We start from the raw sequence: 26,069 nt of genomic DNA, 5'->3' as shown, positions 1-26,069 counted from the left end.
AAGATTACACCTGTGCCGGACAGACCGGCCAGATGCGGGTGACTGAAAATGGGTAAAGAAAACCAGTCCTTCCTTCCCGAGCTGGAGCCTGACGGCCCCCAGCCCGGACCTTCCTGGGCCCGCAAGGGCTGGCCGCTCGACATGGGCGGTACCGACGACCTGACAGCGTCGATGGATCCCACCCGCATGAAGGCCGAGATCAAGGCCTCTGCCGAGAAGAAGGGCGCCAAGCTCGACGAGAAGGCGGTCGAAGCGGCCTGCGACGATTCGGTTCGCGCCATGCTGCTGATCCGCACCTATCGCGTGCGCGGCCACCTTGCGGCCGATCTCGACCCGCTGGGCCTGTCCAAGCTCGAGCTTCCGGCTGATCTCACCCCCGAATACCACGGCTTCGGCCCCGGCGATCTCGACCGCCCGGTCTACATCGGCGGTAACCTCGGCATGGAATGGGCGACGGTCAACGAGATCGTGGCGATCCTGCGCGCAAATTACTGCGGCAAGGTCGGCCTTGAATACATGCACATCGCCGACATCGAAGAGCGTCGCTTCCTGCAGGACCGCATGGAAGGCAAGGACGCCTCGATCGACTTCACCATCATGGGCAAGAAGGCGATCCTGCAGGCCGTGATCCGCGGTGAGCAGTACGAGAAGTTCCTCGGCAAGAAGTACGTCGGCACGAAGCGTTTCGGCCTCGACGGCGGCGAATCGATGATCCCGGCGCTTGAATCCGTCATCAAGTACGGCGGCTCCAGCGGCGTGAAGGAAATCGTGTTCGGTATGGCCCACCGCGGCCGCCTGAACGTCCTCGCGAACGTGATGGGCAAGCCTTACAAGGTCATCTTCCACGAATTTTCCGGCGGCAGCGCCAACCCCGACGATGTCGGCGGTTCGGGCGACGTGAAGTACCACCTCGGCACTTCCACCGACCGTGAATTCGACGGCACCAAGGTCCACATGAGCCTCGTGCCCAACCCCTCGCACCTCGAGGCGGTGGACCCGGTCGTGCTCGGCAAGGTCCGCGCGCAGCAGCGGTTCCAGGACGACATCGGCGTCGGCAAGCACCAGACCGTGCTGCCCGTGCTGATCCACGGTGACGCGGCTTTCGCAGGCCAGGGCATCGTGTGGGAATGCTTCGGCTTTTCCGGCATCCGCGGCTACAACACCGGCGGCTGCATCCACTTCGTCATCAACAACCAGATCGGCTTCACGACCAGCCCGCAGTTCGCGCGCTCGTCGCCCTACCCCTCGGACGTCGCAAAGGGCGTCCAGGCCCCGATCCTGCACGTTAACGGCGACGATCCCGAGGCCGTGACGTTCTGCTGCAAGCTCGCGATCGAATATCGCCAGCGTTTCGGCCGCGATATCGTGATCGACATGTGGTGCTATCGCCGCTTCGGCCATAACGAAGGCGACGAGCCCAGCTTCACGCAGCCGCTGATGTACCAGAAGATCCGCAAGCACCCCGGCGTCGCCTCGCTCTATGCGAAGCGGCTCGAGGAAGAAGGCGTGATTGACGGCGGCTTCGCGCAGGAAACGATCGACGGCTTCACCAAGTACCTCGACGGTGAGTTCGAGGCGGGCAAGACCTACAAGGCGAACGAGGCCGACTGGTTCGGCGGTCGCTGGGCCGGTCTCAACAAGCCTGCTGACCCGGAAACCGCGCGCCGCAACATCGCGACGGGTATCGAGGGCAAGCTGTTCGACGGCCTGGCCCGCACGCTGACGACCGTTCCCGAAGACGTGACGATCCACAAGACGCTGAACCGCGTCCTCGACGGTCGCCGCGACATGTTCGAGAACGGTGCGGGCTTCGACTGGGCAACGGCGGAATCGCTGGCGTTTGGTTCACTGCTGGCAGAGGGCTTCTCCGTCCGCCTGTCGGGTCAGGATTCAGGCCGCGGCACGTTCTCGCAGCGTCACGCCGTCTGGGTCGATCAGAACACCGAGAACAAGTACATCCCGCTGTGCCATGTCCCGCATGGTCACTTCGAGGTCTATGACAGCCCGCTGTCCGAATACGGCGTGCTTGGCTTTGAATACGGTTATGCATTGGCCGATCCGAAGAGCCTCGTGCTCTGGGAAGCGCAGTTCGGCGACTTCGCCAACGGCGCGCAGATCATGATCGACCAGTTCATCGCCGCGGGCGAGGCCAAGTGGCTTCGTGCCAACGGCCTCGTGCTGCTGCTGCCGCACGGCTATGAAGGTCAGGGTCCGGAACACTCCTCGGCGCGTCTCGAACGCTTCCTGCAGCTTTGCGCGGGCGACAACATCCAGGTGTGCAACATCACCGAACCGGCGAACTATTTCCACGTGCTTCGCCGCCAGATGCTGCGCTCGTTCCGCAAGCCGCTGATCATCATGACGCCCAAGTCGCTGCTGCGTCACCCGATGGCCCGTTCGACGAAGGAAGAGTTCCTCGACGAAAGCCACTTCCGCCGCATCGTGTCCGACACGAACCCGCCGGCGGACGAGGATATCAAGCGCCTGGTCCTGTGTTCGGGCAAGGTCGCCTACGACCTGATCGAGGCTCGCGATGCCGCAGGTCAGACCGACACGTCGATCGTGCGTATCGAGCAGCTCTACCCCTTCCCGGGTGAGCCGCTGGCCCTTCGCCTGTCGCGCATGAAGAACCTCGAAAAGGTCGTCTGGTGTCAGGAAGAGCCGAAGAACAACGGTTCGTGGTTCTTCGTCGAAAGCCAGATCGAGCAGGCCCTGTCGGAAGCAGGCGCACCTGTCAGCCGCGCCCGTTACGCGGGCCGCGCACCGTCGGCATCGCCGGCAACGGGTCTCGCCAGCCGCCACGTCGAACAGCAGAACGCGCTTGTTGCGGACGCCCTCGGCCTTTCGGTTGAAGACGTCATCGCAGCCCGCCAGAAATAAGATCGGTAAAGGAAACAAACCGATGAGCACTGAAGTCAAAGTCCCGGTTCTGGGCGAATCCATCACTGAAGCCACTGTCGGCGAATGGCTGAAGAAGCCCGGCGAAGCGGTTGCGCAGGACGAACCGATCTGCAGCCTCGAAACCGACAAGGTCGCGATCGACGTCAACGCCCCCGTCTCGGGCGTGATGGGTGAACACATGGTCGGCGAAGGCGACACCGTCGTCGTCGGTGCGGTCATCACTACGATTGCTGACGGTGCGGGCGCTGGCGACAAGGCTGTCGCGCCCCGCAAGGACGACAGCGCGTCGGTCCCCTCCCAGTCCGCCCCTGCCTCGGCAGAAGGCGATGACGCGGTTGTTCTTTCGCCCGCCGTTCGCCGCGCAGTTCTGGAACACGGCATCGACCCCACCACGGTCAAGGGCACCGGCAAGGACGGCCGCCTGACCAAGGAAGACGTTCTGGCCGCAGCCGAAGCGAAGAAGAGCGGCGCTGCCCCGGCGGCCGCCCCTGCGCCCGCCGCTGGCGAAGCTCCGGCCACTTCGGGCCGCAATGTCGAGCGGGTGAAGATGACCCGCCTGCGCCAGACGATCGCAAAGCGTCTGAAGAGCGCGCAGGATACCGCTGCCCTTCTCACCACCTTCAACGACGTCGACATGACCGCGGTCATGGAAGCGCGTTCGAAGTACAAGGACCTGTTCGCCAAGAAGCACGATGTGCGCCTCGGCTTCATGGGCTTTTTCACCAAGGCTGCCTGCCTTGCGCTGAAGGACGTGCCCAGCGTCAATGCCCAGATCGAGGGTGACGAGATCCTCTACCACGACTTCGTCGACGTCTCGGTCGCCGTGTCGGCCCCGAACGGTCTTGTCGTTCCGGTCCTGCGCGATGCCGACAAGAAGGGCTTTGCCCAGATCGAAAAGGACATCGCCGACTTCGGCAAGCGCGCCAAGGAAGGCGCCCTGACGATGGAAGACATGAAGGGCGGCACCTTCACGATTTCCAACGGCGGCGTGTTCGGCTCGCTGATGTCGACCCCGATCATCAACCCGCCGCAGAGCGCGGTTCTGGGCCTTCACCGTATCGAGGACCGTCCGGTCGCGATCAACGGCAAGGTCGAGATCCGTCCGATGATGTATATCGCGCTTTCGTACGACCATCGGATTATCGACGGACGCGAGGCTGTTACGGCACTGAAGATCATCAAGGAAGCGATCGAGGATCCTACGCGCCTGCTGATCGACCTTTGATCGCGCGCCTCCCTCACGCAGCATAAAGACGAGAATAGAAAATGGCTGAATTCGACTTCGACGTGATCGTCATCGGTGCCGGACCTGGCGGCTACGTGGCCGCCATCCGCGCTGCGCAACTGGGCCTGAAGACCGCCTGCGTGGAAAGCCGCGAGACGCTGGGCGGAACCTGCCTCAACGTCGGCTGCATCCCGTCGAAGGCGATGCTGCACGGTTCCGAACTGTTCGAGGAAGCCAAGGACGGCACGCTCGCCAAGTTCGGCGTGAAGATCCCCGCCCCCGAACTCGATCTGTCGGCGTTGCAGGGCGAAAAGGCGACGGCAGTCAAGGAACTGACCGGCGGGATCGAGTACCTGTTCAAGAAGAACAAGGTGACTTGGCTCAAGGGCCTCGGCTCGTTCGTCGACAAGCACACCGTGAAGGTCGGCGATGGCGAACATTCGGCGCGTAACATCGTCATCGCCACCGGTTCATCGGTCACGCCGCTTCCGGGCGTTACCGTCGACAATGAAGGCGGCGTGATCGTCGACAGCACCGGCGCGCTAGCGCTGGACCGCGTTCCCGAAAAGATGGTCGTTATCGGCGGCGGCGTGATCGGGCTCGAACTCGGTTCGGTCTGGCGCCGTCTTGGCGCAGAAGTCACCGTTGTCGAATTCCTTGATCAGCTTCTGCCCGGCATGGACGATGCCGTCCGGAAGGAAGCAGGCAAGATCTTCAAGAAGCAGGGCATGGAGCTGAAGCTCAGCACCAAGGTCACCGGCGCTGAAGTGAAGGACGGCAAGGCCACTCTCACCGTCGAACCTTCGAACGGTGGCGATGCCGAAACGCTCGAAGCCGACTGCGTGCTGGTCGCCATCGGGCGTAAGCCCAATACCGACGGTCTCAACCTCGATGCCATCGGCCTTGCCACCAACCAGCGCGGCCAGATCGAGACCGACCACGACTTCCGCACCAAGGTCGACAGTGTCTGGGCCGTCGGCGACGTCATCCCCGGCCCGATGCTGGCCCACAAGGCCGAGGACGAAGGCATCGCCGTGTCCGAGAACATCGCGGGCGAACATGGGATCGTGAACCATGCCGTGATCCCCAGCGTCGTCTACACGATGCCGGAAATCGCAGGCGTCGGCATGACCGAGCAGCAGGCGAAGGACGCCGGCCACGAGGTCAAGGTCGGCAACTTCCCGATGATGGCCAACAGCCGCGCAAAGACCAACCGCGAGCCTGAAGGCTTCGTGAAGGTCATCGCCGATGCAGAAACCGACCGCGTCCTCGGCGCATGGTGCATCGCCAGCCTTGCCGGCACCATGATCGCGCAGATCGCGCAGGCCATGGAATTCGGCGCGACGTCGGAAGACATCGCCTACACCTGCCACGCGCACCCGACCCATTCGGAAGCCGTGAAGGAAGCCGCAATGGCGGTCCGGGGCAAGCCGATCCACATCTGATCCCTTCCGGGATTTGACGAAAAAGCCCTCCGCCCGCAGACATGCGGCCGGAGGGCTTTTTCATGTCTCAGAAAACGATGCGCCTGTTTGCCAAGTGGCACATCTGGCTGGCTTGGCTGGCGGGCGTGCCGCTGCTCATGTGGACGATCAGCGGCCTTGTCATGGTGGCAAAGCCGATCGAGGAAGTGCGCGGCAACCACCTGTTGAAGACGACCGAGAAACGTCCGATCCCGCCCGGCCACCTCGCCCGCATGCTGATCGAGGGCGAAGACCGCCCGATCGAGCTGCGCACGCGAATGCAGGGCAACTCCGCGATCACCAGCGCGATCTACGCCGATGGCAAGGTCGAACGCTATTTCGCCCGCTCCGGCGCTCCCGTGCCCGAAATCGACGTTGCTGCTGCCCGCACGATTGTTGCGATGGAGATCGAGGGGGGCGACGAGGTTTCCGAGATCCGTTTTTTCGAGCCCGAGGAAGTTCCACTCGATTTCCGCCGCCCTGAGCCTGTCTGGCAGGTCGTCCTGAAGGACGGCACCCACGTCTATGTCGGTCGCGACAGCGGCGCGATCGAGGCAGTACGCACGCGTTGGTGGCGGCTGTTCGACTTCATGTGGGGCCTGCACATCATGGACCTGCAAGAGCGTGAGGACACCCATCATCCGATCCTGATCGCCTTTGCAGCGCTGAGCATCGTTTTCAGCGTGATCGGCTTCATCCTGATGTTCCGCCGCCGCAAGGCGCGCGTCACGGTATGATGGCAGTGCTCGCCACCTTCCCCTGGTTCGAGATGCTGGGGACCTTCGTCTTCGCGCTGTCGGGCGCGATCGTGGCCGCCCATCTGCGCCAGACAATTGTCACCGTGTGCTTCTTCGCCTTCCTCACCGGCGTTGGCGGCGGTTCTGTGCGCGATGTCATGCTGGGGCAGGAAGCGTTCTGGATTTCCGATCCTTATGCCGGGCCCGTCGTGTTGGTCGCAGCGCTTCTCGCCTGGTTCAGTCCGGTGCGATGGTGGCAGGGGCGTTTGCTCGAATGGGCGGACGCCATTGGATTGGCAGCGTTCGCCGCGCTGGGCACGGCCAAGGCGCTGTCATTCGGCGTCGCGCCGATCTCGGCGGTCGTGCTGGGCATTGTCTCGGGCTGCGTCGGCGGGATCATCCGCGATGTCGTCGCGGGGGTGCCGTCCATCCTGATGCGGCCCGAGCTCTACGTCACTGCAGCGGCGCTGTCGGCGCTTACCGCGACAGTACTGCTGATGCTCGACGTGCCGCGCGCACCCGCGCTCGCGATTGCGACCGTGCTCGGCCTCGCCCTACGCGGAGCAGCTCTCGTCTGGAGGATCGAGCTGCCGGCCTATTCGAGGCACGGCAGCGATCCCGATCATCCGACCAGCGCGTAGTCCGGGCCGTCGGCGGTCTGGTAACGGTCGTCGGGCGTGCCGCGCTCCCACGTGTCGCCTTCATCGGCGGGACGGGCCCCATCCTCAACACGCGTGGCGGGAGCCTGCTCCTCGATCCGCGCGCGGGCGTCGGCGTAGTAATCGTCGCCATAACGGCTGTCGCGCGCTGGACGGACGGCATCGGCCGCGCTGCCATAACGGCGAGAACCGACCTCGATATCGATGTCGCGCACACGGCCACTGGCGTCGATCTCGCAATCGAAGCGGCCGCCGTTGGCAAGGTCGCCTTCAACGTGCCAGCCACGCTCGTCACGTTCCGCGGTATCTACGGTGCGGACCTCTTCGCTACGCTCGACCTCATAGACGCAATCCTCGATCGCGCCGTCGATGCCGCGCCGTGAATTGTCGGCATAGCGGCGATCGTCGTAACGGCGGCTGTCACGGTCATAATCGCGATAGCGGTAGTCCTCGTCCCGGCGCTCGCGATACTTGCGCTCCTGCGCGTTCTCAGCAGCCTTGGCGATGGCAACCACGCCGCCAAGGATCAGGATGCCGGCCAGTAAGTCGCCACCATCGACACGATTACGACGCCAGCGTCGATGGTGTTTCCAACCATGCGCGGTTTCGCTCTCTATGGTCCATATTCCGGTCGGCGCATCTGACGTAGTGGGAAGTGGTGCCGCCTGAACGGGTACGGCCAACGAAGATGCAGCCAGCAAGGCGGCGGCACCGGCAGCGGAACGGAATATGCTGTTCATGGTTTTGCGATCCCTGAAACCCCCGGGACTCAGACGAGTCCCAAACATTATGCGACAATCTAGGCCTGAATGGCTTTCCAGTCCCTGAACCACAGATAAACGAAGGGCCCGGCAGGAAGGGGAATACCGCCGGGCCCAAGGTTAGGCATCAGTAGCCATTGCTGGCAGGAGGATCAGCGCAGACCACGAATGCCGGAGTAATCGATGTCACGGACCCGGCCGTACCGGATGTCGCACGTGAATTTGCCGCTGTCCCAACCCTGCATCGAGTTGTTCCAACCGCGATAGTCACGGCCCCAGCCACGACCATAGCGGCCGCCGCGATAACCGGTGTCAACGGCGATGCGCCCCTTCACACGGTAACCACCGTTCTTGCGGTCCACATCACGGATGTCGGTAACATTGGCGCGGGCAAAGCCGGAGCGGCGGGCATCGCGCTCTGCGGCGCGGACGCACTGCTCTACGGATGCGCGGGCATTGTTGCGGCGGCGGTCATTGTAACCGTAACGGTCATAGCGATCGTAGTCGCGGTAACGACCGTCGCGGTAATCGCGGTCGTAGTAATAGTCGCGGTTCTTGTCCTTGCTCGCGGCGCTGGCGATCGCGGCGATACCACCAATGATCAGCGCGCCGGCAATGACGTCGCCGGCATCGATGCCGTCGCGGTCATAGCGGTCGCGCGCCATGGCAGGGTTGGCCGAAGCAAGGGCCATCGCGCCGGCCGCGGTAGAGCCAATGATGGCTTTCGAAATGTTGTTCATCGGTGCGATCCTTAGTCCTGACCGGACGGGATAGCCCGGACAAGACATGGAATAGCGATTCGGCCATGAGGTGACCCTGAATTCCGACGACAGCAATTGTTCAGGAAAGTGCAGACTTGTCTGAATGCGCATCGAACGCAAAAAAGGCGCCGGTTGCGTATCTGCAACCGGCGCCCTTCTGGCTAACAAAGAGGCCTTAGATCAGGCTTCTTCGAATTCTTCTTCTTCGCTCATGACCGGACCGGAGTCCTGGCCCTTGGCGTCGACATCGCGGTCGACCAGCTCGATGATCGCGATCGGAGCAGCGTCCGAGGCGCGGATGCCAGCCTTGATGATGCGGGTGTAGCCGCCGTCACGGTCCTTGTAGCGTTCTGCAAGAACGTCGAACAGCTTGGCCAGCTGCGCATCGTCGAGCAGCTTCGAGTTGGCGAGACGACGGTTCGAGAGACCACCGCGCTTGGCAAGCGTGATCAGCTTTTCGACGTAGGGACGCAGTTCGCGAGCCTTCGGCGTCGTGGTCTTGATCTGCTCGTGCTTGATAAGGGCTGCTGCCATGTTGCGCAGGAGGGCCTTGCGGTGGCCGGTCTTACGCTGGAGCTTACGCCCACCCATCTTGTGACGCATAGTCTTTTCCTTCGTTCGTAGGGGGCCCGTATGAGGTAGCCCGATCCTGGCTGTTGTCTGGGGTCAGCCATGAACCCCGAAATCCGTCCCGGCGCTAACCGGGACGGGAATTCGATCAGCCGAGAAGTTCCTGTTCGAGCTTCTTGGCCATTTCTTCGATGTTCTCCGGCGGCCAGCCGGGGATGTCCATGCCGAGGCGCAGGCCCATCGAGGAAAGGACTTCCTTGATCTCGTTGAGCGACTTGCGGCCGAAGTTCGGCGTGCGGAGCATCTCGGCCTCGGTCTTCTGGACCAGGTCGCCGATGTAGATGATGTTGTCGTTCTTGAGGCAGTTTGCCGAACGGACCGACAGTTCCAGCTCGTCGACCTTCTTGAGAAGGTAGCGGTTGAGCTGGTTCGCGTCGCTCTCTTCCGGAGCTGCGGCAACGCCGGCGACCTGCGGTGCGCCCTGCGGAATGCCTTCCTCGAAGTGAACGAACAGAGCCAACTGGTCCTGCAGGATGCGCGCTGCGTAAGCAACGGCGTCTTCCGGCGTGACCGTGCCGTCGGTTTCGACGGTCAGCGACAGCTTGTCGTAGTCCAGTTCCTGGCCGACGCGGGCGTTCTCGACCTTGTACGAGACCTGGCGAACCGGCGAGTACAGCGAGTCGACCGGGATCAGGCCGATCGGCGCGTCCGCGGTGCGGTTCTGCACGGCGGGGGAGTAACCCTTACCGGTGTCGGCGGTCAGCTCCATGTTGAGCGTAGCGCCTTCGTCGAGGTGGCAGATCACGAGGTCCTTGTTCATGACCTCGATGTCACCCGAAACCTGGATGTCGCCAGCCTTCACTTCGGCGGGGCCGGTCGCGGAGAGGTTCAGGCGCTTCATGCCTTCGCCTTCCATCTTCAGGGCGACCTGCTTGATGTTGAGGACGATGTCGGTGATGTCCTCACGCACGCCTGCAAGCGAGCTGAACTCGTGCAGGACGTTGTCGATCTTGATCGACGTGATCGCGGCGCCCTGCAGCGAGGAGAGCAGCACACGACGCAATGCATTGCCGAGCGTCAGGCCAAAACCGCGCTCGAGCGGTTCAGCAACGAAAGTCGCACGCAGCTTGGCATCGCCCTGCGACTTGATTTCGAGGCTGTTGGGCTTCTTCAGTTCCTGCCAGTTCTTAATATTGACGGACATGGACTTCCCCTAGGGTTTATCGGTTTATCCGGGGTGCGTATGGAGGGAATACGCCTTCCCCACAGTATCGATCCGAAACAGGCGAGTGCGGGTGGACGGGCCGTGGATCCTTCGGCCCGCCCCTCGCCCTTTTCAGATCAGACGCGGCGGCGCTTGGACGGACGCACACCGTTATGCGGGATCGGGGTCACGTCGCGGATCGAGGTGATGGTGAAACCCACCGCCTGCAGCGCACGAAGGGCGCTCTCGCGGCCCGAACCCGGACCCTTCACCTCGACCTCGAGCGTACGGACGCCGTGTTCGGCTGCCTTCTTGCCCGCATCGTCAGCCGCGACCTGCGCAGCATAGGGAGTCGACTTGCGGCTGCCCTTGAAACCCATCATGCCGGCGCTGGACCAGCTGATCGCATTGCCCTGGGCATCGGTGATGGTGATCATGGTGTTGTTGAAGCTGGCGTTCACGTGAGCGACGCCGCTGGAAATGTTCTTGCGTTCGCGGCGCCGAATGCGCTGGGGTTCGCGTGCCATTGTCTTGGTTCCTGTATCCTGAAGGAAGGGTCAGCCTGCTGCCAAAAGGCGCGGCTTACTTCTTCTTGCCGGCGATCGGCTTCGCCTTGCCCTTGCGGGTGCGGGCATTGGTGTGCGTGCGCTGACCGCGGACCGGCAGGCCCTTACGGTGACGCAGGCCGCGATAGCAGGCCAGGTCCATGAGGCGCTTGATGTTCATCGCGTGTTCGCGACGAAGGTCACCCTCGACAAGATAGTCGGCGTCGATCGTTTCACGGATCTGCAGGACTTCCTGGTCGGAAAGGTCCTGGACGCGACGGGATTCGTCGATACCCAGCTTGGCAGCGATGTCCTTGGCGGACTTCGGACCGATACCGTGGATGTAGGTGAGCGCGATAATAACGCGCTTGTTGGTGGGGATGTTTACCCCGGCAATACGAGCCACTTAATTCTCCATGCTCCACAGGGGATAGGCACTGGCCTGCCCCTATCTCATCGCGGTTGAACGCCTGTCGTTGGGCAGGTCCATTTGCCGGAACGGCAAAAAGTCCGGGTGGAACGCGAATTGCCGCGAACCTGCCGGACCGGACCCGATTTATGACGAGCGAGGGCCGCGCTTACGTCGATTCGCGCGGCAAGTCAACGGGTCAGCGCGAAAGCTGCCCGCCGCGGCAATGGATGCCGATATCCGCCTCATACCGCAGAGCCGCGCGATCGTCAAAGGCCCATAGGTCACAGGCCAACTCTCGAGAGTGTTTTCAGCCCACACCTCATCGGCTCGCCTGAGGATGAGGTATCTTTCGTTCAGCGAGTATCGAACTCGTTAAGCTCATCTTCCTCGACGGGAGGCAGTTCCTCGGCCTCGCTTGGTTTGGCATCGAGGTCCGAGAGGAAGTCCGCCCCGAAACCAGCTCCTGCTCCCTCAGTCTCCTGGGCAGCCTCGTCGATCGCGCTCACTTCAGCCTCCGCCTCCGCAGGCGCGGACGGCGGCAAATCGATCGCTTCTGGTGCTGGCGTCGTGTCAGCACGGCCGATCCTGTCCGCAAGCCGCGACAGCTGTTCACCAATCACACGATCCACCGCGGGCCCGATCTGCTCAATCGGGAAGCGCATCGAGCCACCCACGACATATTCAAACAGGATGCGGGTTCCGCCATCGACTTCCTTGAAAGTGATCGTAAGAACGCCGGCCACCGCCTCACTTTGCAAGGGGCCCAACGCCCCGGACAAACGCATCGCGGTGCCAGGATCGACGAACAGCACTTCCATGTGACGGACGCTCCCAGGCTGAGAGCGAGCCGCACCAACGGGAAGCATTTCGCAAAAACAACCGCGTGCACGCGGCTCAAGTGTAAGATTTTCAGCGTCGCCGGAGAATGAATGCGCGCCGTTCCACCAATTCGCCGGTTCGATCAATTCACCCCAGGCGACCATCGGCTCTGCAGCGACCACTTCGGTATGGCGAGATACGAAACCATAGTCACCGATCTTTTCCAGCGCCGCAAAAGCAGGCGTTGCGAACCCGGCCAGCGCGGCTGCAGCGGTTACGACGATAGAACGCATGTACATCGGGTGCCCCTTCCCTGTTCCGATCGTGGGGCTAGCACAGCAAAACGCCGCGTCAAACGCGGCGCTTCACTTCATCCGTGAGGTTATCCCGCAAACGGGACGCGATCAGCCTTCGAGGATGGCGTTGATCGAATCCGTCACCGCGTCGATGTCGGCCATGCCGTCGACCCGGCTGACAATGCCGCGCGCTTCATAAACGGGCAGGATCGGCGCAGTCTTTGCGCGATACTCGGCCATGCGCGTACGCACTGTTTCCTCGTTATCGTCAGGCCGCCGCTTGAACTCGGTCCCACCGCAGCGGTCGCAGACGCCTTCTTGCTTCGGACGTTCGAACTTGTCGTGATAACCCTTGCCGCACGATGCGCAGGTGAAACGACCGGTGATCCGCTCAACCAGAGCGTCCTCGTTCACTTCGAGCTCGATCACGTGTGCCAGCGTACGGCCATGCTGCTGAAGGATTTCATCCAGCATGAGTGCCTGCGCTTCGGTACGGGGATAGCCGTCGAAGATCGCACCGACGTCGTTACCCATCGAGGCCAGCTCGTCGCTGATCAGGGCCGAGACGATCGTGTCGGAAACGAGCTCGCCCGCGTCCATGACGGCCTTGGCCTGAATGCCAACCGGAGTCTGCGCCTTGACGGCGGCACGCAGCATGTCGCCGGTCGAAAGCTGGCGCATGCCGTGCTTTTCAACGAGGCGCTGTGACTGCGTACCCTTGCCGGCTCCCGGCGGTCCGAGGAGGATGATGTTCACTTGAAAAACTCTCCCTGATTGCCGGAACGTCTATCGGTCAGCGGAGCCGACCTTTCAACTTAGCCTTTTTGATGAGATCGCCGTACTGGTGCGCCAGCAGGTGGCTCTGAATCTGCGCGATGGTGTCGACCGTGACGTTCACCACGATCAGCAGGCTGGTACCGCCAAGGAAGAACGGAAGACCGGCTTGGCCGATCACGTATTCCGGCAGGACGCAAACCAGCGCCAGATAGGCGGCACCGATCACGGTGATGCGCGTCAGCACGTAGTCGAGATAATCGGCGGTACGCTTGCCCGGACGAATGCCCGGAATGAAGCCGCCGTTGCGCTTCAGATTGTCCGCGGTCTCCTCCGGGTTGAAGACAACCGCAGTGTAGAAGAACGCGAAGAACACGATGCCGATGGCATAGAGCGTCAGGTAGATCGGCTGACCGTGCTGCAGGTACTGGTTCAACGTCACCAGAATGCCGCCCATCGTGCTGTCGGGCGAAATCGAGTTCTGCGCGAACTGCGTGATCGTCAACGGCAGGAGCAGCAGCGAGGACGCGAAGATCGGCGGAATGACGCCCGCAGTGTTCAGCTTGAGCGGAAGGTGCGAGCGGTCGGCCTGCATCATACCGCGCTGGCTGGCACGCTTGGGATACTGGATCAGCAAGCGGCGCTGCGCGCGCTCCATGAAGCAGATGAACAGGATCAAGCCGATGATGATGGCGATCAGCGCGATGATCAGGAACGGCGAGATCGAGCCCGAACGGCCACCTTCGAACAGCTGAGCCGTGATGGTCGGGAACTGGGCGATAATGCCCGCCATGATGATCAGCGAAACGCCATTACCGATACCGCGCGAGGTGATCTGCTCACCCAGCCACAGCAGGAACATCGTGCCACCGACAAGCGAGATCACAGCGCCGATGCGGAACATCATGCCCGGTGCGACGACAGCGTGCAGGCCGCTGGAAGCAGCGAACGTCTCAAGCCCGACGGCTAGGAAGTAGCCCTGGATCGCAGTCAGGCCGACAGTGCCGTAGCGGGTATACTGGTTCAGCTTCTTGCGGCCGCTCTCGCCTTCCTTCTTCAGCGCGGCGAGCGCGGGGTGAAGCGCTGCGGCAAGCTGAACGACGATCGAGGCGGTGATGTACGGCATGATGCCGAGCGCGATGAGGCTCATGCGCTCAAGGCTGCCGCCCGAGAAGGTGTTAAAGAGATCGAGAACGCCACCGCGCGTCTGAGCATAGAGATCCTGCAAGATCAGCGGGTTCACGCCCGGAAGCGGAACGAAGCTCAGGAAGCGGAAGACGATGAGAGCGCCCAGGGTAAACCAGATGCGCTGCTTGAGCTCGGTCGCCTTGCCAAAATTGGCCAGGGACATGTTGCTCGCGATGTTATCGGCGCGTGAAGCCATGATATGAATCTAATGCCTTGCGGGGGCTGAGACGAGAATGCCGTCTCAAGAACTGGGAACAGCCCATATAGGCAGCGGGCGAGGATGCAAACACCCTCGCCCGAACCTTGTCCCGATTATTCGGCGTCGGCCTTGTCAGCCTTGGCCGGAGCAGTCGTCTCGACCTTACCGCCGAGCTTCTCGACCTGGGCCACGGCGCCCTTCGAGGCACCGGCAACCTTGAAGCTTGCCTTCGTGGTCAGCTCACCCTTGGCGAGGAGGCGCACACCGTCCTTGCCGCCACGTGCGAGACCGGCGGCCTGCAGCGTTTCGTGGTCGATGACGCCCGATGCGTCGAGCTTACCCGCGTCGATGAACTTCTGGATCATGCCCAGGTTGACCTGCGCATAGTCCTTGCCGAACGGGTTGTTGAAGCCGCGCTTCGGCAGGCGCATGTGAAGGGGCATCTGGCCGCCTTCGAAGCCCTTGACGGCAACGCCCGAACGGCTCTTCTGGCCCTTCTGGCCACGACCGCCGGTCTTGCCCTTGCCCGAGCCGATGCCACGGCCAATGCGCATACGACGATGACGTGCACCTTCGTTGTCGCGGATATCATTCAGTTTCATATTCAACACTCGCTTTCGCTTTGTTCGCGTTGTGCGCGACGATTCGCGCCAATTGGGAAGTGCGCGCCTTAGCCACCCCTTCCCGCTTTGTCACCCCATCGTCACCGATCACGGAAACGACGTGGCATAAACGAAACGGGCCGCAGCAGTGCCGCGGCCCGGATCATTGTCTGGTACAAGACCCGAAGGCTCAGTCCACGATCTCGACGAGATGGGGAACCTTGGCCACGGCGCCGCGAACTTCAGCAGAATCCTGTAGTTCGACGACCTTGTGCATCTTGTTCAGGCCCAGGCCGATGAGGATTTTCCTCTGGCTTTCAGGGCGGCGGATCGGCGAACCGACCTGCTTGATCTTGATGGTCTTAGCCTTAGCCATGATCGATTACTCCGCGATGGCCGCGGCGTCGGCTTCTGCCTCTGCCTCGGTCGCGCCGCCACGGCCCAGAAGGTCGGCGACCTTCTTGCCACGACGCTGTGCCACCGACTTCGGCGAAGTCTGGTTGGTCAGCGCGTCGAAGGTGGCGCGGATCATGTTGTAGGGGTTCGACGTGCCGACCGACTTGGTCACGACGTCTGCAACGCCCAGCGATTCGAAGACGGCGCGCATCGGGCCACCCGCGATGATACCGGTACCCGCCGGTGCCGTGCGGACGTTGACCTTGCCGGCACCGAAACGGCCCTTGCCGTCGTGGTGCAGCGTGCGGCCTTCCTTAAGCGGAACGCGGACCATCTTCTTCTTTGCAGAAGCAGTGGCCTTGTTGATCGCCTCGGGAACTTCGCGAGCCTTGCCGTGGCCGAAGCCGACGCGACCCTTGCCGTCACCAACGACGACGAGTGCTGCGAAACCGAAGCGCTTACCGCCCTTCACGGTCTTCGAGACGCGGTTGATGTGAACAAGCTTTTCGATCAGCTCTTCGCCATCTTCCTCGCGGTTGCCGCGACGATCGTCACGACGTCCGCGACCACGGCCGCCACGATCACCACGATCGTTGCCGCCACGACCACGGCCACCACGACCACCGCGACCTTCGCGGGGCTGCGACGGATCGCCGGCTTCGGTCGACTGGTTATCAGCCGCTTCGGTGCTGGCGACGGTCGGGGTCGGGGTCGAACCTTCGTTGTCGACCACGGGGGTTTCGTTGTTGTTTTCTTCAGCCATCATCAGAACTCCAGCCCGCCTTCACGAGCGGCGTCGGCCAGCGCCTTGACGCGGCCATGGAACAGGAAACCGCCACGATCGAACACGACAGTCGTGACGCCAGCCTTCTTGGCGGCGGCAGCGATGTCCTTGCCGACCTGCTGAGCGGCATCGACGTTCGCACCCGAGGCCTTCGAGCCCAGGGTGCTGGCAGCGGCAACGGTCTTACCCGAAGCGTCGTCGATGACCTGCGCGTAGATGTGCTTGCCAGTGCGGTGCACCGACAGGCGGGGCTTGCCACCCGAACGGGCGCGGAGCGCAGTGCGCACGCGGCGACGGCGGCGTTCGAAAAGAGAAAGCTTGGCCATCTTACTTCTTCTTCCCTTCCTTGCGGAAGATGTACTCGCCGCGGTACTTGATGCCCTTGCCCTTGTAGGGTTCGGGCTTGCGCCAGCGGCGGACCTCGGCGGCAAACTGGCCAACGGCCTGCTTGTCGATGCCCGAGATCTCAACGGTGGTCTGGTCCGGAGTCTTCACTTCGAGACCTTCGGGAACGTCGAGATCGACGTCGTGCGAGTAGCCGAGCTGAAGCTTGAGCTTCTTGCCCTGCGCCTGTGCACGATAGCCGACGCCCGAGATCTCGAGGACCTTGGTGTAGCCTTCGGTCACGCCTTCAACGAGGTTCGAGACGAGAGTACGCTGCATGCCCCAGTGGCTGCGCGCGGCCTTCGTGTCGTTCGCCGGCTGAACCGAGATCTCTTCGCCTTCCACCTTGTAGGTGATCAGGTCGGACAGACCCATCGAGAGGGTGCCCTTCGGACCCTTCACGGTGAGCGTGTCACCTTCGATGTTGGCAGTCACACCGCTCGGGATCGAGACTGCCTTCTTGCCGATGCGGCTCATCAGAACACCTCCGCCAGCACTTCGCCGCCGACGTTCTCGGCGCGCGCTTCGTTGTCCGAAAGCACGCCCTTGGGCGTCGAGACGATGGTGATGCCAAGGCCGTTGCGGATCGTCGGCAGTTCCTTGGAACCCGAGTAGACGCGGCGGCCCGGCTTGGAGACGCGGGCGACGTGCTTGATAGCGGGTTCGCCCTCGAAGTACTTCAGTTCGATCCGCAGCGCGGGGTGCTTGCCCGAAGCGTCCTCGCTGTAGCCACGGATGTAGCCTTCGCGCTGGAGAACTTCGAGAACGTTTGCACGCAGCTTGCTGGCGGGCGAGAGGACGGAATCCTTCTTCGCGCGCTGGCCGTTGCGGATACGGGTGAGCATGTCACCCAGGGGATCGGTCATAGCCATCTATCAGATCCTCACCAGCTCGACTTGGTCACGCCCGGGATCATGCCCTTGTTGGCAAGATCGCGCAGCTCGACGCGGCAGAGACCGAACTTGCGGTAGTAACCGCGCGGACGGCCGGTGGTGGTGCAGCGGTTACGAATGCGGGTCGGGTTCCCATTGCGGGGAATCTCGGCCATCTTCAGACGTGCAACCCAACGCTCGCTCTCATCGAGCGACTCGTCGTCGGCAATCGCCTTCAGCTTCGCGTACTGCGATGCATACTTCTTGACGAGCTTCTTGCGACGCTCGTTCTTGTTCACGGAACTCAGTTTCGCCATGGACTTAAGCTCTCTTTCTCAGCGGCTCACGCCGCCTCCTGCTGTTCCGACTCTTCAGCCGGGAACGGGAAACCGAAGAGACGCAGCAGTTCGCGCGCTTCTTCATCGGTCTTGGCGGTGGTCGTCACGATGATGTCCATGCCACGAACCTTTTCGATCTTGTCGTAGCTGATCTCCGGAAAGATGATCTGCTCCTTCAGGCCCATGGCGTAGTTGCCACGGCCGTCGAACGACTTGGGGTTCAGGCCACGGAAGTCGCGGATGCGGGGCATCGCGATCGTGACGAGACGGTCGAGGAATTCGAACATGCGGTCACGGCGCAGGGTAACCTTGCAACCGATCGGCATGCCTTCACGCAGCTTGAACTGCGCGATCGACTTCTTCGCCTTGGTGATGACCGGCTTCTGACCGGCGATCAGTTCCATTTCCGCAGCTGCGGTCTGGACCTTCTTCTTGTCCTGGCTGGCTTCGCCAACGCCCATGTTGAGCGTGATCTTTTCCAGCTTGGGCACCATCATCGGATTGGCGTAACCGAACTTCTCGGTCATCGCCTTCACGATTTCGGCTTCGTACTTCGCCTTGAGGCGCGGAGTGTAGCTATCAGCCATCGATCGTCTCCCCGGACTTGACGGCGACACGCACCTTCTTGCCATCACGCTCTTCAAAGCGGACGCGGGTGGGCTTGCCATCCTTGGGATCGGCAACGGCAACCTTGGAGATCGCCATCGGAGCAGGATTGCGGTCGATGCCGCCCTGCGGGTTCATCTGGGTGGGCTTGCGGTGGCGGGTCGCGACGTTGACGCCTTCGACCACGACCTTGCCGTCCTTCGGAAGAACCTGGGTGACCGTACCGGTCTTGCCCTTGTCCTTGCCCGAAAGCACGACGACGCTGTCACCCTTCTTGATCTTCGCGGCAGCCATTACAGCACCTCCGGAGCAAGCGAGATGATCTTCATGAAGCCCTTGCCGCGCAGTTCGCGCACGACGGGGCCGAAGATACGGGTGCCGATGGGCTCTTCGCTCTTGTTCACGAGAACCGCGGCGTTCGAGTCGAAGCGAATGACGCTGCCGTCGGGACGACGAACGTCCTTCTTGGTGCGCACAATCACCGCACGGTGAACGTCGCCCTTCTTGACCTTGGCACGCGGCTGCGCCTCCTTGACGGAGACCACAATCACGTCACCGACGCTGGCAGTGCGCCGCTTCGATCCGCCCAGCACCTTGATGCACTGGACGCGCTTGGCGCCGCTGTTGTCAGCAACGTCAAGGTTTGATTGCATCTGGATCATCGATCCGGTTCCTTTTCACTCGGCTTGCCAGAACCAGTCTGGCAGTTCCAAAAAAGTCAGTCGGCTCAGCCGTTGGCAGCTTCGACCTCAATGTCGGCTTCCAGGGCGATATCGGCCTGGCCACCGACGCGGTCGAGAACCTTCCACGTCTTGAGCTTGGAGATCGGAGCGACCTCCTCGATGCGGACCTTCTCACCGGTGCGGAACGTGTTGTCCGCATCGTGAGCGTGGTACTTCTTCGAGCGACGGATGATCTTCCCGTAGAGCGGGTGCTTCACCTTGCGCTCGACCTTGATCACCACGGTCTTGTCGGTCTTGTCCGAGACCACGGTCCCGATCAGGATACGCTTGGGCATGGTCTTGTCCTTACTTCGCTGCGCGGGCGCGTTCGCCCTGCAGCGTCTTGATGCGCGCGATCTGGCGGCGGACTTCCTTGATGCGAGCGGGACGCTCGATCTGGTTGGTCGCAGCTTGGAAACGCAGGTTGAACTGCTCGCGCTTGAGATCGGTCAGATCAGCGGTCAGCTGGTCGTCGCTCTTGGCGCGAAGGTCTTCAGCTTGTGCCATCATTCACCTCCCAGGTGCGAGGAGTCGCCGAGGCGGGCGACAACCTTGGTCTTGATCGGCAGCTTCATTGCAGCGCGGCTGAACGCCTCTGCAGCGAGCGGACCCGGAACGCCGTCCAGTTCGAACAGGATGCGACCCGGCTTCACGCGGGCTGCCCAGTATTCGACCGAACCCTTGCCCTTACCCTGACGGACTTCGGCAGGCTTCTTCGAAACCGGAACGTCGGGGAACACGCGGATCCACAGACGGCCCTGACGGCGAATGTGGCGGGTGATCGCACGACGAGCAGCCTCGATCTGGCGAGCGGTGATACGCTCCGGTTCCATCGCCTTCAGCCCGTACGAGCCGAAGTTGAGGTCCGTGCCGCCCTTGGCGTTGCCATGGATCTTGCCCTTGAACGCCTTGCGGAACTTGGTTTTCTTCGGTTGCAGCATTGCTCTTACCTTACCCTAACCTCAGCGCGCGGGACGCACGCCGGAGGTCTGGGCCTCCATCATCAGACGGTCCTGCGCCATCGGGTCGTGTGCCATGATCTCGCCCTTGAAGATCCAGCACTTGATGCCGATGATGCCGTACGCGGTCAGCGCTTCGGCTTCGGCGTAGTCGACGTTAGCACGCAGGGTGTGAAGCGGCACGCGGCCTTCACGGTACCACTCGACGCGAGCGATTTCCGCACCGCCGAGACGACCACCGCAAGTGATCTTGATGCCTTCGGCGCCAAGACGCAGAGCCGACTGAACGGCGCGCTTCATCGCACGGCGGAAAGCCACGCGGCGAACGAGCTGGTCGGCGATGCCCTGTGCGACGAGCTTGGCGTCGATTTCCGGCTTGCGGATTTCGACGATGTTCAGCTTCACTTCGCTGTCGGTCATCTTCGAGAGCTTCGAACGAAGCTTCTCGATGTCAGCGCCCTTCTTGCCGATGATCACACCGGGGCGAGCCGCGTAGATCGAGATGCGGCACAGCTTGGCCGGACGCTCGATGACCACCTTCGAGATCGCGGCCTGCGGCAGCGTGTCGACGATGAACTTGCGGATCTCGATGTCTTCCTTGAGCAGACCGGCATAGTCGCGCCCTTCGGCGTACCAGCGGCTGTCCCAGGTGCGGTTGATCTGGAGACGCAGACCGATCGGATTGGATTTATGACCCATGGATCAGGCCTCCTCGACTTCGCGAACCACGATGCGCAGCCGGCTGAACGGCTTCAGGATGCGCGTGGACTTGCCACGGCCCCGCGTGTGGAAACGCTTCATGGTGATCGACTTGCCGACCGAGGCTTCAGCCACGACGAGCGCATCGACATCCAGGTTGTGGTTGTTCTCGGCATTGGCGATCGCCGAGGCCAGGACCTTGCGTGCGTCCTGGGCCATGGCGCGCTTGGAGAACGCGAGAATGTTCAGCGCGTCCTCGGCCTTCTTGCCGCGGATCAGACCGGCGACGAGGTTCAGCTTCTGGGCCGAGCCACGGATCGTGGTCCCGACTGCCAGCGCTTCCTTGTCACCGACGCGGCGCGGAGCTGCCTGCTTGCTCATCAGCGCTTGCCCTTCTTGTCAGCGGCGTGACCCGGGAACGAACGCGTGGGCGCGAATTCACCGAGCTTGTGGCCGACCATGTCCTCATTGACGGACACGGGGATGTGCTTCTGGCCATTGTAGACGTTGATCGTCAGGCCAACGAACTGCGGAAGAATCGTCGAACGACGCGACCAGGTCTTGATCGGCGCGCGGCCGCCCGATTCCTGGGCGGTCTCGGCCTTCTTCAGCAGGTGGAGGTCCACGAACGGACCCTTGCGGAGCGAACGAGCCATGACCGCTTACCTCTTCTTCTTCGCGTGACGCGAACGGATGATCATCTTGTCCGTCGACTTGTTGTGACGGGTGCGGGCGCCCTTGGTCGGCTTGCCCCACGGAGTAACCGGATGACGGCCACCCGAGGTGCGGCCTTCACCACCACCGTGCGGGTGGTCGACCGGGTTCTTAGCGACACCGCGGGTAAGCGGCTTCACGCCCATCCAACGACGACGACCGGCCTTGGCCAGCGTCTGGTTGGAGTTGTCGGGGTTCGACACGGCGCCGACGGTGCCCATGCAGTCACCGCGCAGGTAACGCTGTTCACCCGAGCCGAGGCGCACGATGACCATGCCGCGGTCGCGACCGACGATCTGGGCATATGCACCGGCCGAACGTGCGATCTGCGCGCCCTTGCCCGGCTTCATCTCCAGGTTGTGGGCGATCGTACCGACCGGCATCTGCGACAGGAGCATGGCGTTGCCGGGCTTGGTGTCAGCCTTTTCAGCAGCGATGATCGTGTCGCCGACAGCCAGACGCTGCGGAGCGATGATGTAAGCCTGCTCGCCGTCCTCATACTTGATGAGAGCGATGAACGCGGTGCGGTTCGGGTCGTACTCGAGACGCTCGACGGTCGCGGGGACGTCCCACTTGCGACGCTTGAAGTCGATGTAGCGGTACTTCTGCTTGTGACCGCCACCGATGCCGCGCGAAGTCACGTGGCCCTTGTTGTTACGGCCACCCGTCTTGCGCTTGCCTTCGGTGAGCGCCTTGACGGGCTTGCCCTTCCAGAGGCTCGACTTGTCGACGAGCACCAGGCCGCGGCGGGCCGGCGAAGTCGGTTTGTAGTTCTTCAGTGCCATCAGTCTCTAGCCTCAGATACCGCTGGTGACGTCGATGGACTGGCCTTCGGCCAGCGTCACGATCGCCTTCTTCACATCGACGCGCTTGTAGGGCTTGCCCTTCCAGCGCTTGACCTTGCCCTTCTGGACCATGGTGTTCACGCCGGTGACCTTGACGTCGAACAGCGCTTCGACGGCCTCCTTGATCTGCGGCTTCGTGGCGGTTTCCGCCACCTTGAAAACCACAGCGTTGTTTTCCGAAAGAAGCGTCGACTTCTCGGTGATGTGCGGGGCGACGATCACGTCGTAGTGCCGCACGTCGATTTCCTTAGCCTTAGCCATTGAAGCGGGCCTCCAGCTTTTCGACAGCGTCCTTCGTGAGGATCAGCGTGTCGTGCTTCAGGATGTCGTAGACGTTGGCGCCTACGGCCGGCAGGACATTGACGCCCGGAAGGTTGCCCGCAGCCTTGCGAAAACCGTCGTTGACGCTGTCACCGTCGATCACGAGGACCTTGCCGCCAAAGCCGAGCTTCTCGAACTGGGCCTTGAGAGCCTTGGTCTTGGCGTCTGCGAGTTCGAGGCTGTCGACGACGACGAGGCCGTCCTTAGCCTTGCTCGACAGGGCCATCTTCAGACCGAGAGCGCGGACCTTCTTGTTCAGCGAGATGTCGAAATCGCGCTTGCGGGCACCGTGAGCCTTACCACCGCCGATGAAGACGGGAGCCTTGCGATCGCCGTGGCGAGCCGTGCCGCCGCCCTTCTGGCGACCCCACTTCTTGCCGGTGCGGGCCACGTCCGAACGCTCACGCGTCGGGCGGGCAGTGCCGCGACGGTTCCAAAGCTGCCAGGTGACAACGCGGTGCAGGATATCCGCACGCGGTTCGAGACCGAAGACGTCGTCGTTCAGCTCGATGTCGCCCGACGCCTTGCCGTCGAGTTTCTGGACCTTCACCTTCACGGATCAGCCCTCCTTGTTCTCGCCGCCTTCGGCAGCGTTGTTTTCGGTGTCGGCACCGGCTTCCTGTTCCTTCAGCAGTTCAGCCTGCTGTTCGGCGGAAACTTCCGGCTGCACTTCGTGCTCGGCAGCGCTCTCGACCATGCCGGCTGGCGCTTCGTCGTGCTCGGGCTGCGTGCTCTTCTTCTCGAGCAGGGCTGCCGGGAACGGCAGGCCTTCGGGAAGCGGGAGCTTCACGGCGTCGGTGACGACGAGCCACGAGTTCTTCGCACCCGGGACCGAGCCCTTGACGAAGAGCAGGCCGCGGTCGGCGTCGGTGCGCACGATCTCGAGGTTCTGCTGCGTGCGCTGGCGATCGCCCATGTGGCCGGCCATCTTCTTGTTCTTGAAGACACGACCCGGATCCTGGCGGTTACCGGTCGAACCGTGAGCACGGTGGCTGATCGACACGCCGTGCGTGGCGCGCATGCCCCCGAAGCCCCAACGCTTCATGGCGCCGGCGAAGCCCTTGCCCTGCGTGTGACCGGTGATGTCGACCTTCTGGCCGGCGATGAAATGTTCCGCGCTGATGGTGGCGCCGACCGGCGGGAGACCGTCTTCGGCCTCGACGCGGAATTCAGCGACCTTCATCTTCGGGGTCACTTCAGCCTTGGCGAAATGTTCGCGCTGCGGCTTAGCAACATTCTTCAGCTTCGCTTCACCCGCGCCGAGCTGAACGGCGACATAACCGTCGCGGTCCATCGTGCGGTGCGAAACGACCTGGCAATCTTCCAGGGCCAGAACGGTCACGGGAACGTGACGTCCATCCTCCTGGAAAAGGCGGGTCATCCCGACCTTTTTAGCGATCACGCCAGTGCGCATGACCTAATCTCCTAACAGAGGCACCAAGGGCCCATCCCATGGTGCGTGTCAGCCCAGATTTTCATGCGTCGCCCCGTCCGGGCTGATAATGCCCTCCCCCGAAAGAGAGAGCGAGACGGGGGACGCAGCCCGGAAAGAATTTCCGGCGGTATCCCTAAGTCTTCGAAGTGAAGACCTAAGACCGGCCTCAGGCCAGCTTGATCTCCACGTTCACGCCTGCAGCGAGGTCGAGCTTCATCAGCGCGTCGACGGTTGCGGCGTTGGGCTGCACGATGTCGAGCAGCCGCTTGTAGGTACGCACCTCGAACTGCTCACGCGACTTCTTGTCGATGTGCGGACCGCGGTTCACGGTGAACTTCTCGATACGCGTCGGCAGCGGAATGGGGCCCCGAATAAGCGCGCCGGTGCGGCGTGCGGTTTCTGCGATTTCGCCAGTAGCCTGGTCGAGTACGCGGTGGTCAAACGCCTTGAGGCGAATGCGGATGTTCTGAGCTTCCATGTCCAATACCGATGCGAAAGAGCCAAAAAGCAAGGGCCGAAGCCCCCACCAAAAAAGAAAGAACCGCCCCGCCTCACCATCGTCAGTTTCCCGACGCGGGAAGGGGCGGCCCTTCCGAAAATTCCGACCGGCGGGAGTGAATCACCCCCGCCGGTGCGCGTGCCTATATTACTTAGAGATCGAGCTGACAACCCCCGAACCGACGGTACGGCCACCTTCGCGGATTGCGAAGCGAAGACCTTCGTCCATCGCAATCGGAGCGATGAGCTTCACGCCGATGGTGACGTTGTCGCCCGGCATGACCATCTCGGTACCTTCCGGCAGGATCACTTCGCCCGTCACGTCGGTCGTGCGGAAGTAGAACTGCGGACGGTAGTTGGCGAAGAACGGCGTGTGACGGCCACCTTCGTCCTTCGAAAGGACGTAGACTTCTGCGTTGAACTCGGTGTGCGGAGTAACCGAACCGGGCTTGCAGAGGACCTGGCCACGCTCAACGTCTTCACGGCTGATGCCGCGAACCAGTGCACCGATGTTGTCGCCAGCTTCACCCTGGTCGAGCAGCTTGCGGAACATTTCAACGCCCGTGACGGTCGTCTTCTGGGTGTCCTTGAGGCCGACGATTTCGACTTCTTCGCCAACCTTGACGATGCCGGTTTCGACGCGGCCGGTCACAACCGTACCACGACCCGAGATCGAGAACACGTCTTCGACGGGCATCAGGAAGGGCTTGTCGGTCGGACGCGGCGGCTGCGGGATGTATTCGTCCACTGCAGCCATCAGTTCCTTGATCTTTTCTTCGCCGATTTCGGGATCGCGGCCTTCAAGAGCAGCAAGAGCCGAACCAGCGATGACCGGAATGTCGTCGCCCGGGAAGTCGTAGCTCGAGAGGAGCTCACGGATTTCCAGCTCGACGAGTTCGAGCAGTTCCGGATCGTCGACCTGGTCGACCTTGTTCATGAACACGACGAGAGCCGGAACGCCAACCTGGCGAGCAAGCAGAATGTGCTCGCGGGTCTGCGGCATCGGACCGTCAGCAGCGTTCACAACCAGGATCGCGCCGTCCATCTGGGCGGCACCGGTAATCATGTTCTTCACGTAGTCGGCGTGACCCGGGCAGTCGACGTGCGCGTAGTGGCGTGCGTCGGTTTCGTATTCGACGTGTGCGGTCGAAATGGTGATGCCGCGCTCACGCTCTTCCGGGGCCTTGTCGATGTTTGCGAAATCGACGGCTGCGCCCTGGACCTTGGTGATTGCCGCGGTCAGCGTGGTCTTGCCGTGGTCGACGTGACCGATGGTGCCGATGTTGCAGTGCGGCTTGTTCCGCTCAAACTTAGCTTTCGCCATTTTAAAAAACCTCTGTTCGTCTGGATCAGTTGATCAATTTTGATTTTAGGCGGGAC

General features: G+C 62.3%; 36 protein-coding genes. 5 read left to right on the top strand and 31 right to left on the bottom strand.

Annotated elements, in window-relative coordinates; all coding sequences use genetic code 11:
• Positions 1-48: 48 nt before the first annotated feature.
• From KIH45_RS01240 to KIH45_RS01220, 5 genes are all read left to right on the top strand, one after another.
• A complete protein-coding gene (locus KIH45_RS01240) occupies positions 49-2,880 on the top strand; it encodes a 2-oxoglutarate dehydrogenase E1 component (protein ID WP_213174186.1) in 2,832 nt (943 codons plus the stop codon).
• Between the two features lie 22 nt (positions 2,881-2,902).
• Positions 2,903-4,126, top strand: a complete 1,224-nt coding sequence (odhB, locus tag KIH45_RS01235) for a 2-oxoglutarate dehydrogenase complex dihydrolipoyllysine-residue succinyltransferase (protein WP_213174185.1) — start codon at positions 2,903-2,905, stop codon at positions 4,124-4,126.
• 41 nt (positions 4,127-4,167) lie between these two features.
• Entirely contained in the window at positions 4,168-5,571 is a 1,404-nt protein-coding gene (gene lpdA, locus KIH45_RS01230) for a dihydrolipoyl dehydrogenase (protein ID WP_213174184.1), read from the top strand.
• A 62-nt stretch (positions 5,572-5,633) separates the two neighbouring features.
• The gene (locus KIH45_RS01225) at positions 5,634-6,326 is read left to right on the top strand and encodes a PepSY domain-containing protein (protein WP_213174183.1); all 693 of its coding nucleotides are present in this window, start codon (positions 5,634-5,636) and stop codon (positions 6,324-6,326) included.
• Positions 6,323-6,967: a trimeric intracellular cation channel family protein gene (locus tag KIH45_RS01220; RefSeq protein ID WP_213174182.1), complete on the top strand. Its 645-nt coding sequence runs from the start codon at positions 6,323-6,325 to the stop codon at positions 6,965-6,967. Before KIH45_RS01225 ends, KIH45_RS01220 begins: the two co-directional genes overlap by 4 nt.
• Here KIH45_RS01220 and KIH45_RS01215 read toward each other — a convergent pair.
• From KIH45_RS01215 to tuf, 31 genes are all read right to left on the bottom strand, one after another.
• A complete protein-coding gene (locus tag KIH45_RS01215; protein WP_213174181.1) occupies positions 6,949-7,725 on the bottom strand; it encodes a hypothetical protein in 777 nt (258 codons plus the stop codon). The two genes, KIH45_RS01220 and KIH45_RS01215, sit on opposite strands and share 19 nt — an antisense overlap.
• A 173-nt stretch (positions 7,726-7,898) precedes the next feature.
• Complete coding sequence (locus KIH45_RS01210; RefSeq protein WP_213174180.1) at positions 7,899-8,486, bottom strand: hypothetical protein; 588 nt, start codon at positions 8,484-8,486, stop codon at positions 7,899-7,901.
• Positions 8,487-8,687: 201 nt separating this feature from the next.
• The gene (rplQ, locus tag KIH45_RS01205; RefSeq protein WP_066765621.1) at positions 8,688-9,110 is read right to left on the bottom strand and encodes a 50S ribosomal protein L17; all 423 of its coding nucleotides are present in this window, start codon (positions 9,108-9,110) and stop codon (positions 8,688-8,690) included.
• Between the two features lie 115 nt (positions 9,111-9,225).
• The gene (locus tag KIH45_RS01200; RefSeq protein ID WP_213174179.1) at positions 9,226-10,281 is read right to left on the bottom strand and encodes a DNA-directed RNA polymerase subunit alpha; all 1,056 of its coding nucleotides are present in this window, start codon (positions 10,279-10,281) and stop codon (positions 9,226-9,228) included.
• Positions 10,282-10,418: 137 nt separating this feature from the next.
• Positions 10,419-10,808, bottom strand: a complete 390-nt coding sequence (gene rpsK / locus KIH45_RS01195; protein WP_047820301.1) for a 30S ribosomal protein S11 — start codon at positions 10,806-10,808, stop codon at positions 10,419-10,421.
• 55 nt (positions 10,809-10,863) lie between these two features.
• Complete coding sequence (gene rpsM, locus KIH45_RS01190) at positions 10,864-11,232, bottom strand: 30S ribosomal protein S13 (protein ID WP_213174178.1); 369 nt, start codon at positions 11,230-11,232, stop codon at positions 10,864-10,866.
• Between the two features lie 359 nt (positions 11,233-11,591).
• The gene (locus KIH45_RS01185; RefSeq protein WP_213174177.1) at positions 11,592-12,356 is read right to left on the bottom strand and encodes an SRPBCC family protein; all 765 of its coding nucleotides are present in this window, start codon (positions 12,354-12,356) and stop codon (positions 11,592-11,594) included.
• 105 nt (positions 12,357-12,461) lie between these two features.
• A complete protein-coding gene (locus tag KIH45_RS01180) occupies positions 12,462-13,109 on the bottom strand; it encodes an adenylate kinase (RefSeq protein ID WP_213174176.1) in 648 nt (215 codons plus the stop codon).
• A 37-nt stretch (positions 13,110-13,146) separates the two neighbouring features.
• Positions 13,147-14,511, bottom strand: a complete 1,365-nt coding sequence (secY, locus tag KIH45_RS01175) for a preprotein translocase subunit SecY (protein ID WP_213174175.1) — start codon at positions 14,509-14,511, stop codon at positions 13,147-13,149.
• Positions 14,512-14,627: 116 nt separating this feature from the next.
• Positions 14,628-15,116, bottom strand: a complete 489-nt coding sequence (rplO, locus tag KIH45_RS01170) for a 50S ribosomal protein L15 (protein WP_213174174.1) — start codon at positions 15,114-15,116, stop codon at positions 14,628-14,630.
• 190 nt (positions 15,117-15,306) lie between these two features.
• A complete protein-coding gene (rpmD, locus tag KIH45_RS01165; protein WP_213174173.1) occupies positions 15,307-15,492 on the bottom strand; it encodes a 50S ribosomal protein L30 in 186 nt (61 codons plus the stop codon).
• A 6-nt stretch (positions 15,493-15,498) separates the two neighbouring features.
• On the bottom strand, positions 15,499-16,278 hold the full coding sequence (gene rpsE / locus KIH45_RS01160; protein WP_420481917.1) for a 30S ribosomal protein S5: 780 nt from the start codon (positions 16,276-16,278) through the stop codon (positions 15,499-15,501).
• Positions 16,278-16,622 carry a 50S ribosomal protein L18 gene (gene rplR / locus KIH45_RS01155; RefSeq protein ID WP_066552646.1) on the bottom strand — a complete coding sequence of 115 codons (345 nt, stop codon included), beginning with the start codon at positions 16,620-16,622 and terminating at the stop codon, positions 16,278-16,280. Before rplR ends, rpsE begins: the two co-directional genes overlap by 1 nt.
• 1 nt (position 16,623) lies before the next feature.
• Positions 16,624-17,157: a 50S ribosomal protein L6 gene (rplF, locus tag KIH45_RS01150; protein ID WP_213174172.1), complete on the bottom strand. Its 534-nt coding sequence runs from the start codon at positions 17,155-17,157 to the stop codon at positions 16,624-16,626.
• The gene (rpsH, locus tag KIH45_RS01145; protein ID WP_213174171.1) at positions 17,157-17,552 is read right to left on the bottom strand and encodes a 30S ribosomal protein S8; all 396 of its coding nucleotides are present in this window, start codon (positions 17,550-17,552) and stop codon (positions 17,157-17,159) included. The genes rplF and rpsH overlap by 1 nt, the downstream gene beginning before the upstream one ends.
• 11 nt (positions 17,553-17,563) lie before the next feature.
• Positions 17,564-17,869 carry a 30S ribosomal protein S14 gene (gene rpsN, locus KIH45_RS01140; RefSeq protein WP_213174170.1) on the bottom strand — a complete coding sequence of 102 codons (306 nt, stop codon included), beginning with the start codon at positions 17,867-17,869 and terminating at the stop codon, positions 17,564-17,566.
• Between the two features lie 26 nt (positions 17,870-17,895).
• Positions 17,896-18,477, bottom strand: coding sequence for a 50S ribosomal protein L5 (gene rplE, locus KIH45_RS01135; protein ID WP_213174169.1), 582 nt, complete (start codon positions 18,475-18,477; stop codon positions 17,896-17,898).
• A complete protein-coding gene (rplX, locus tag KIH45_RS01130) occupies positions 18,470-18,790 on the bottom strand; it encodes a 50S ribosomal protein L24 (protein ID WP_213174168.1) in 321 nt (106 codons plus the stop codon). The genes rplE and rplX overlap by 8 nt, the downstream gene beginning before the upstream one ends.
• Complete coding sequence (gene rplN / locus KIH45_RS01125; RefSeq protein ID WP_066775183.1) at positions 18,790-19,158, bottom strand: 50S ribosomal protein L14; 369 nt, start codon at positions 19,156-19,158, stop codon at positions 18,790-18,792. The genes rplX and rplN overlap by 1 nt, the downstream gene beginning before the upstream one ends.
• Positions 19,159-19,223: 65 nt before the next feature.
• Positions 19,224-19,514 carry a 30S ribosomal protein S17 gene (rpsQ, locus tag KIH45_RS01120; protein WP_213174167.1) on the bottom strand — a complete coding sequence of 97 codons (291 nt, stop codon included), beginning with the start codon at positions 19,512-19,514 and terminating at the stop codon, positions 19,224-19,226.
• Positions 19,515-19,524: 10 nt separating this feature from the next.
• A complete protein-coding gene (gene rpmC, locus KIH45_RS01115) occupies positions 19,525-19,728 on the bottom strand; it encodes a 50S ribosomal protein L29 (protein WP_066552632.1) in 204 nt (67 codons plus the stop codon).
• On the bottom strand, positions 19,725-20,159 hold the full coding sequence (gene rplP, locus KIH45_RS01110) for a 50S ribosomal protein L16 (protein WP_066552631.1): 435 nt from the start codon (positions 20,157-20,159) through the stop codon (positions 19,725-19,727). Before rplP ends, rpmC begins: the two co-directional genes overlap by 4 nt.
• A 21-nt stretch (positions 20,160-20,180) precedes the next feature.
• The gene (gene rpsC / locus KIH45_RS01105) at positions 20,181-20,876 is read right to left on the bottom strand and encodes a 30S ribosomal protein S3 (RefSeq protein ID WP_213174166.1); all 696 of its coding nucleotides are present in this window, start codon (positions 20,874-20,876) and stop codon (positions 20,181-20,183) included.
• A gap of 3 nt (positions 20,877-20,879) precedes the next feature.
• The gene (gene rplV / locus KIH45_RS01100; RefSeq protein WP_066765580.1) at positions 20,880-21,257 is read right to left on the bottom strand and encodes a 50S ribosomal protein L22; all 378 of its coding nucleotides are present in this window, start codon (positions 21,255-21,257) and stop codon (positions 20,880-20,882) included.
• Entirely contained in the window at positions 21,257-21,532 is a 276-nt protein-coding gene (rpsS, locus tag KIH45_RS01095) for a 30S ribosomal protein S19 (RefSeq protein WP_066552624.1), read from the bottom strand. Before rpsS ends, rplV begins: the two co-directional genes overlap by 1 nt.
• Positions 21,533-21,538: 6 nt before the next feature.
• Positions 21,539-22,375, bottom strand: a complete 837-nt coding sequence (gene rplB / locus KIH45_RS01090; RefSeq protein ID WP_066765579.1) for a 50S ribosomal protein L2 — start codon at positions 22,373-22,375, stop codon at positions 21,539-21,541.
• A gap of 12 nt (positions 22,376-22,387) precedes the next feature.
• On the bottom strand, positions 22,388-22,696 hold the full coding sequence (locus KIH45_RS01085) for a 50S ribosomal protein L23 (RefSeq protein ID WP_066765577.1): 309 nt from the start codon (positions 22,694-22,696) through the stop codon (positions 22,388-22,390).
• The gene (rplD, locus tag KIH45_RS01080) at positions 22,689-23,312 is read right to left on the bottom strand and encodes a 50S ribosomal protein L4 (protein WP_213174165.1); all 624 of its coding nucleotides are present in this window, start codon (positions 23,310-23,312) and stop codon (positions 22,689-22,691) included. The genes KIH45_RS01085 and rplD overlap by 8 nt, the downstream gene beginning before the upstream one ends.
• A gap of 3 nt (positions 23,313-23,315) precedes the next feature.
• Positions 23,316-24,170: a 50S ribosomal protein L3 gene (gene rplC / locus KIH45_RS01075; RefSeq protein WP_213174164.1), complete on the bottom strand. Its 855-nt coding sequence runs from the start codon at positions 24,168-24,170 to the stop codon at positions 23,316-23,318.
• Between the two features lie 187 nt (positions 24,171-24,357).
• Positions 24,358-24,669, bottom strand: coding sequence for a 30S ribosomal protein S10 (rpsJ, locus tag KIH45_RS01070; protein WP_047820271.1), 312 nt, complete (start codon positions 24,667-24,669; stop codon positions 24,358-24,360).
• Positions 24,670-24,837: 168 nt separating this feature from the next.
• A complete protein-coding gene (gene tuf / locus KIH45_RS01065) occupies positions 24,838-26,013 on the bottom strand; it encodes an elongation factor Tu (RefSeq protein WP_213174163.1) in 1,176 nt (391 codons plus the stop codon).
• Positions 26,014-26,069 lie beyond the last annotated feature (56 nt).

The sequence above is a fragment of the Croceicoccus gelatinilyticus genome, from assembly GCF_018398395.1.
GTDB classification, from domain to species: domain Bacteria; phylum Pseudomonadota; class Alphaproteobacteria; order Sphingomonadales; family Sphingomonadaceae; genus Croceicoccus; species Croceicoccus gelatinilyticus.
This window is presented reverse-complemented; position numbering and strand designations above follow the sequence as displayed.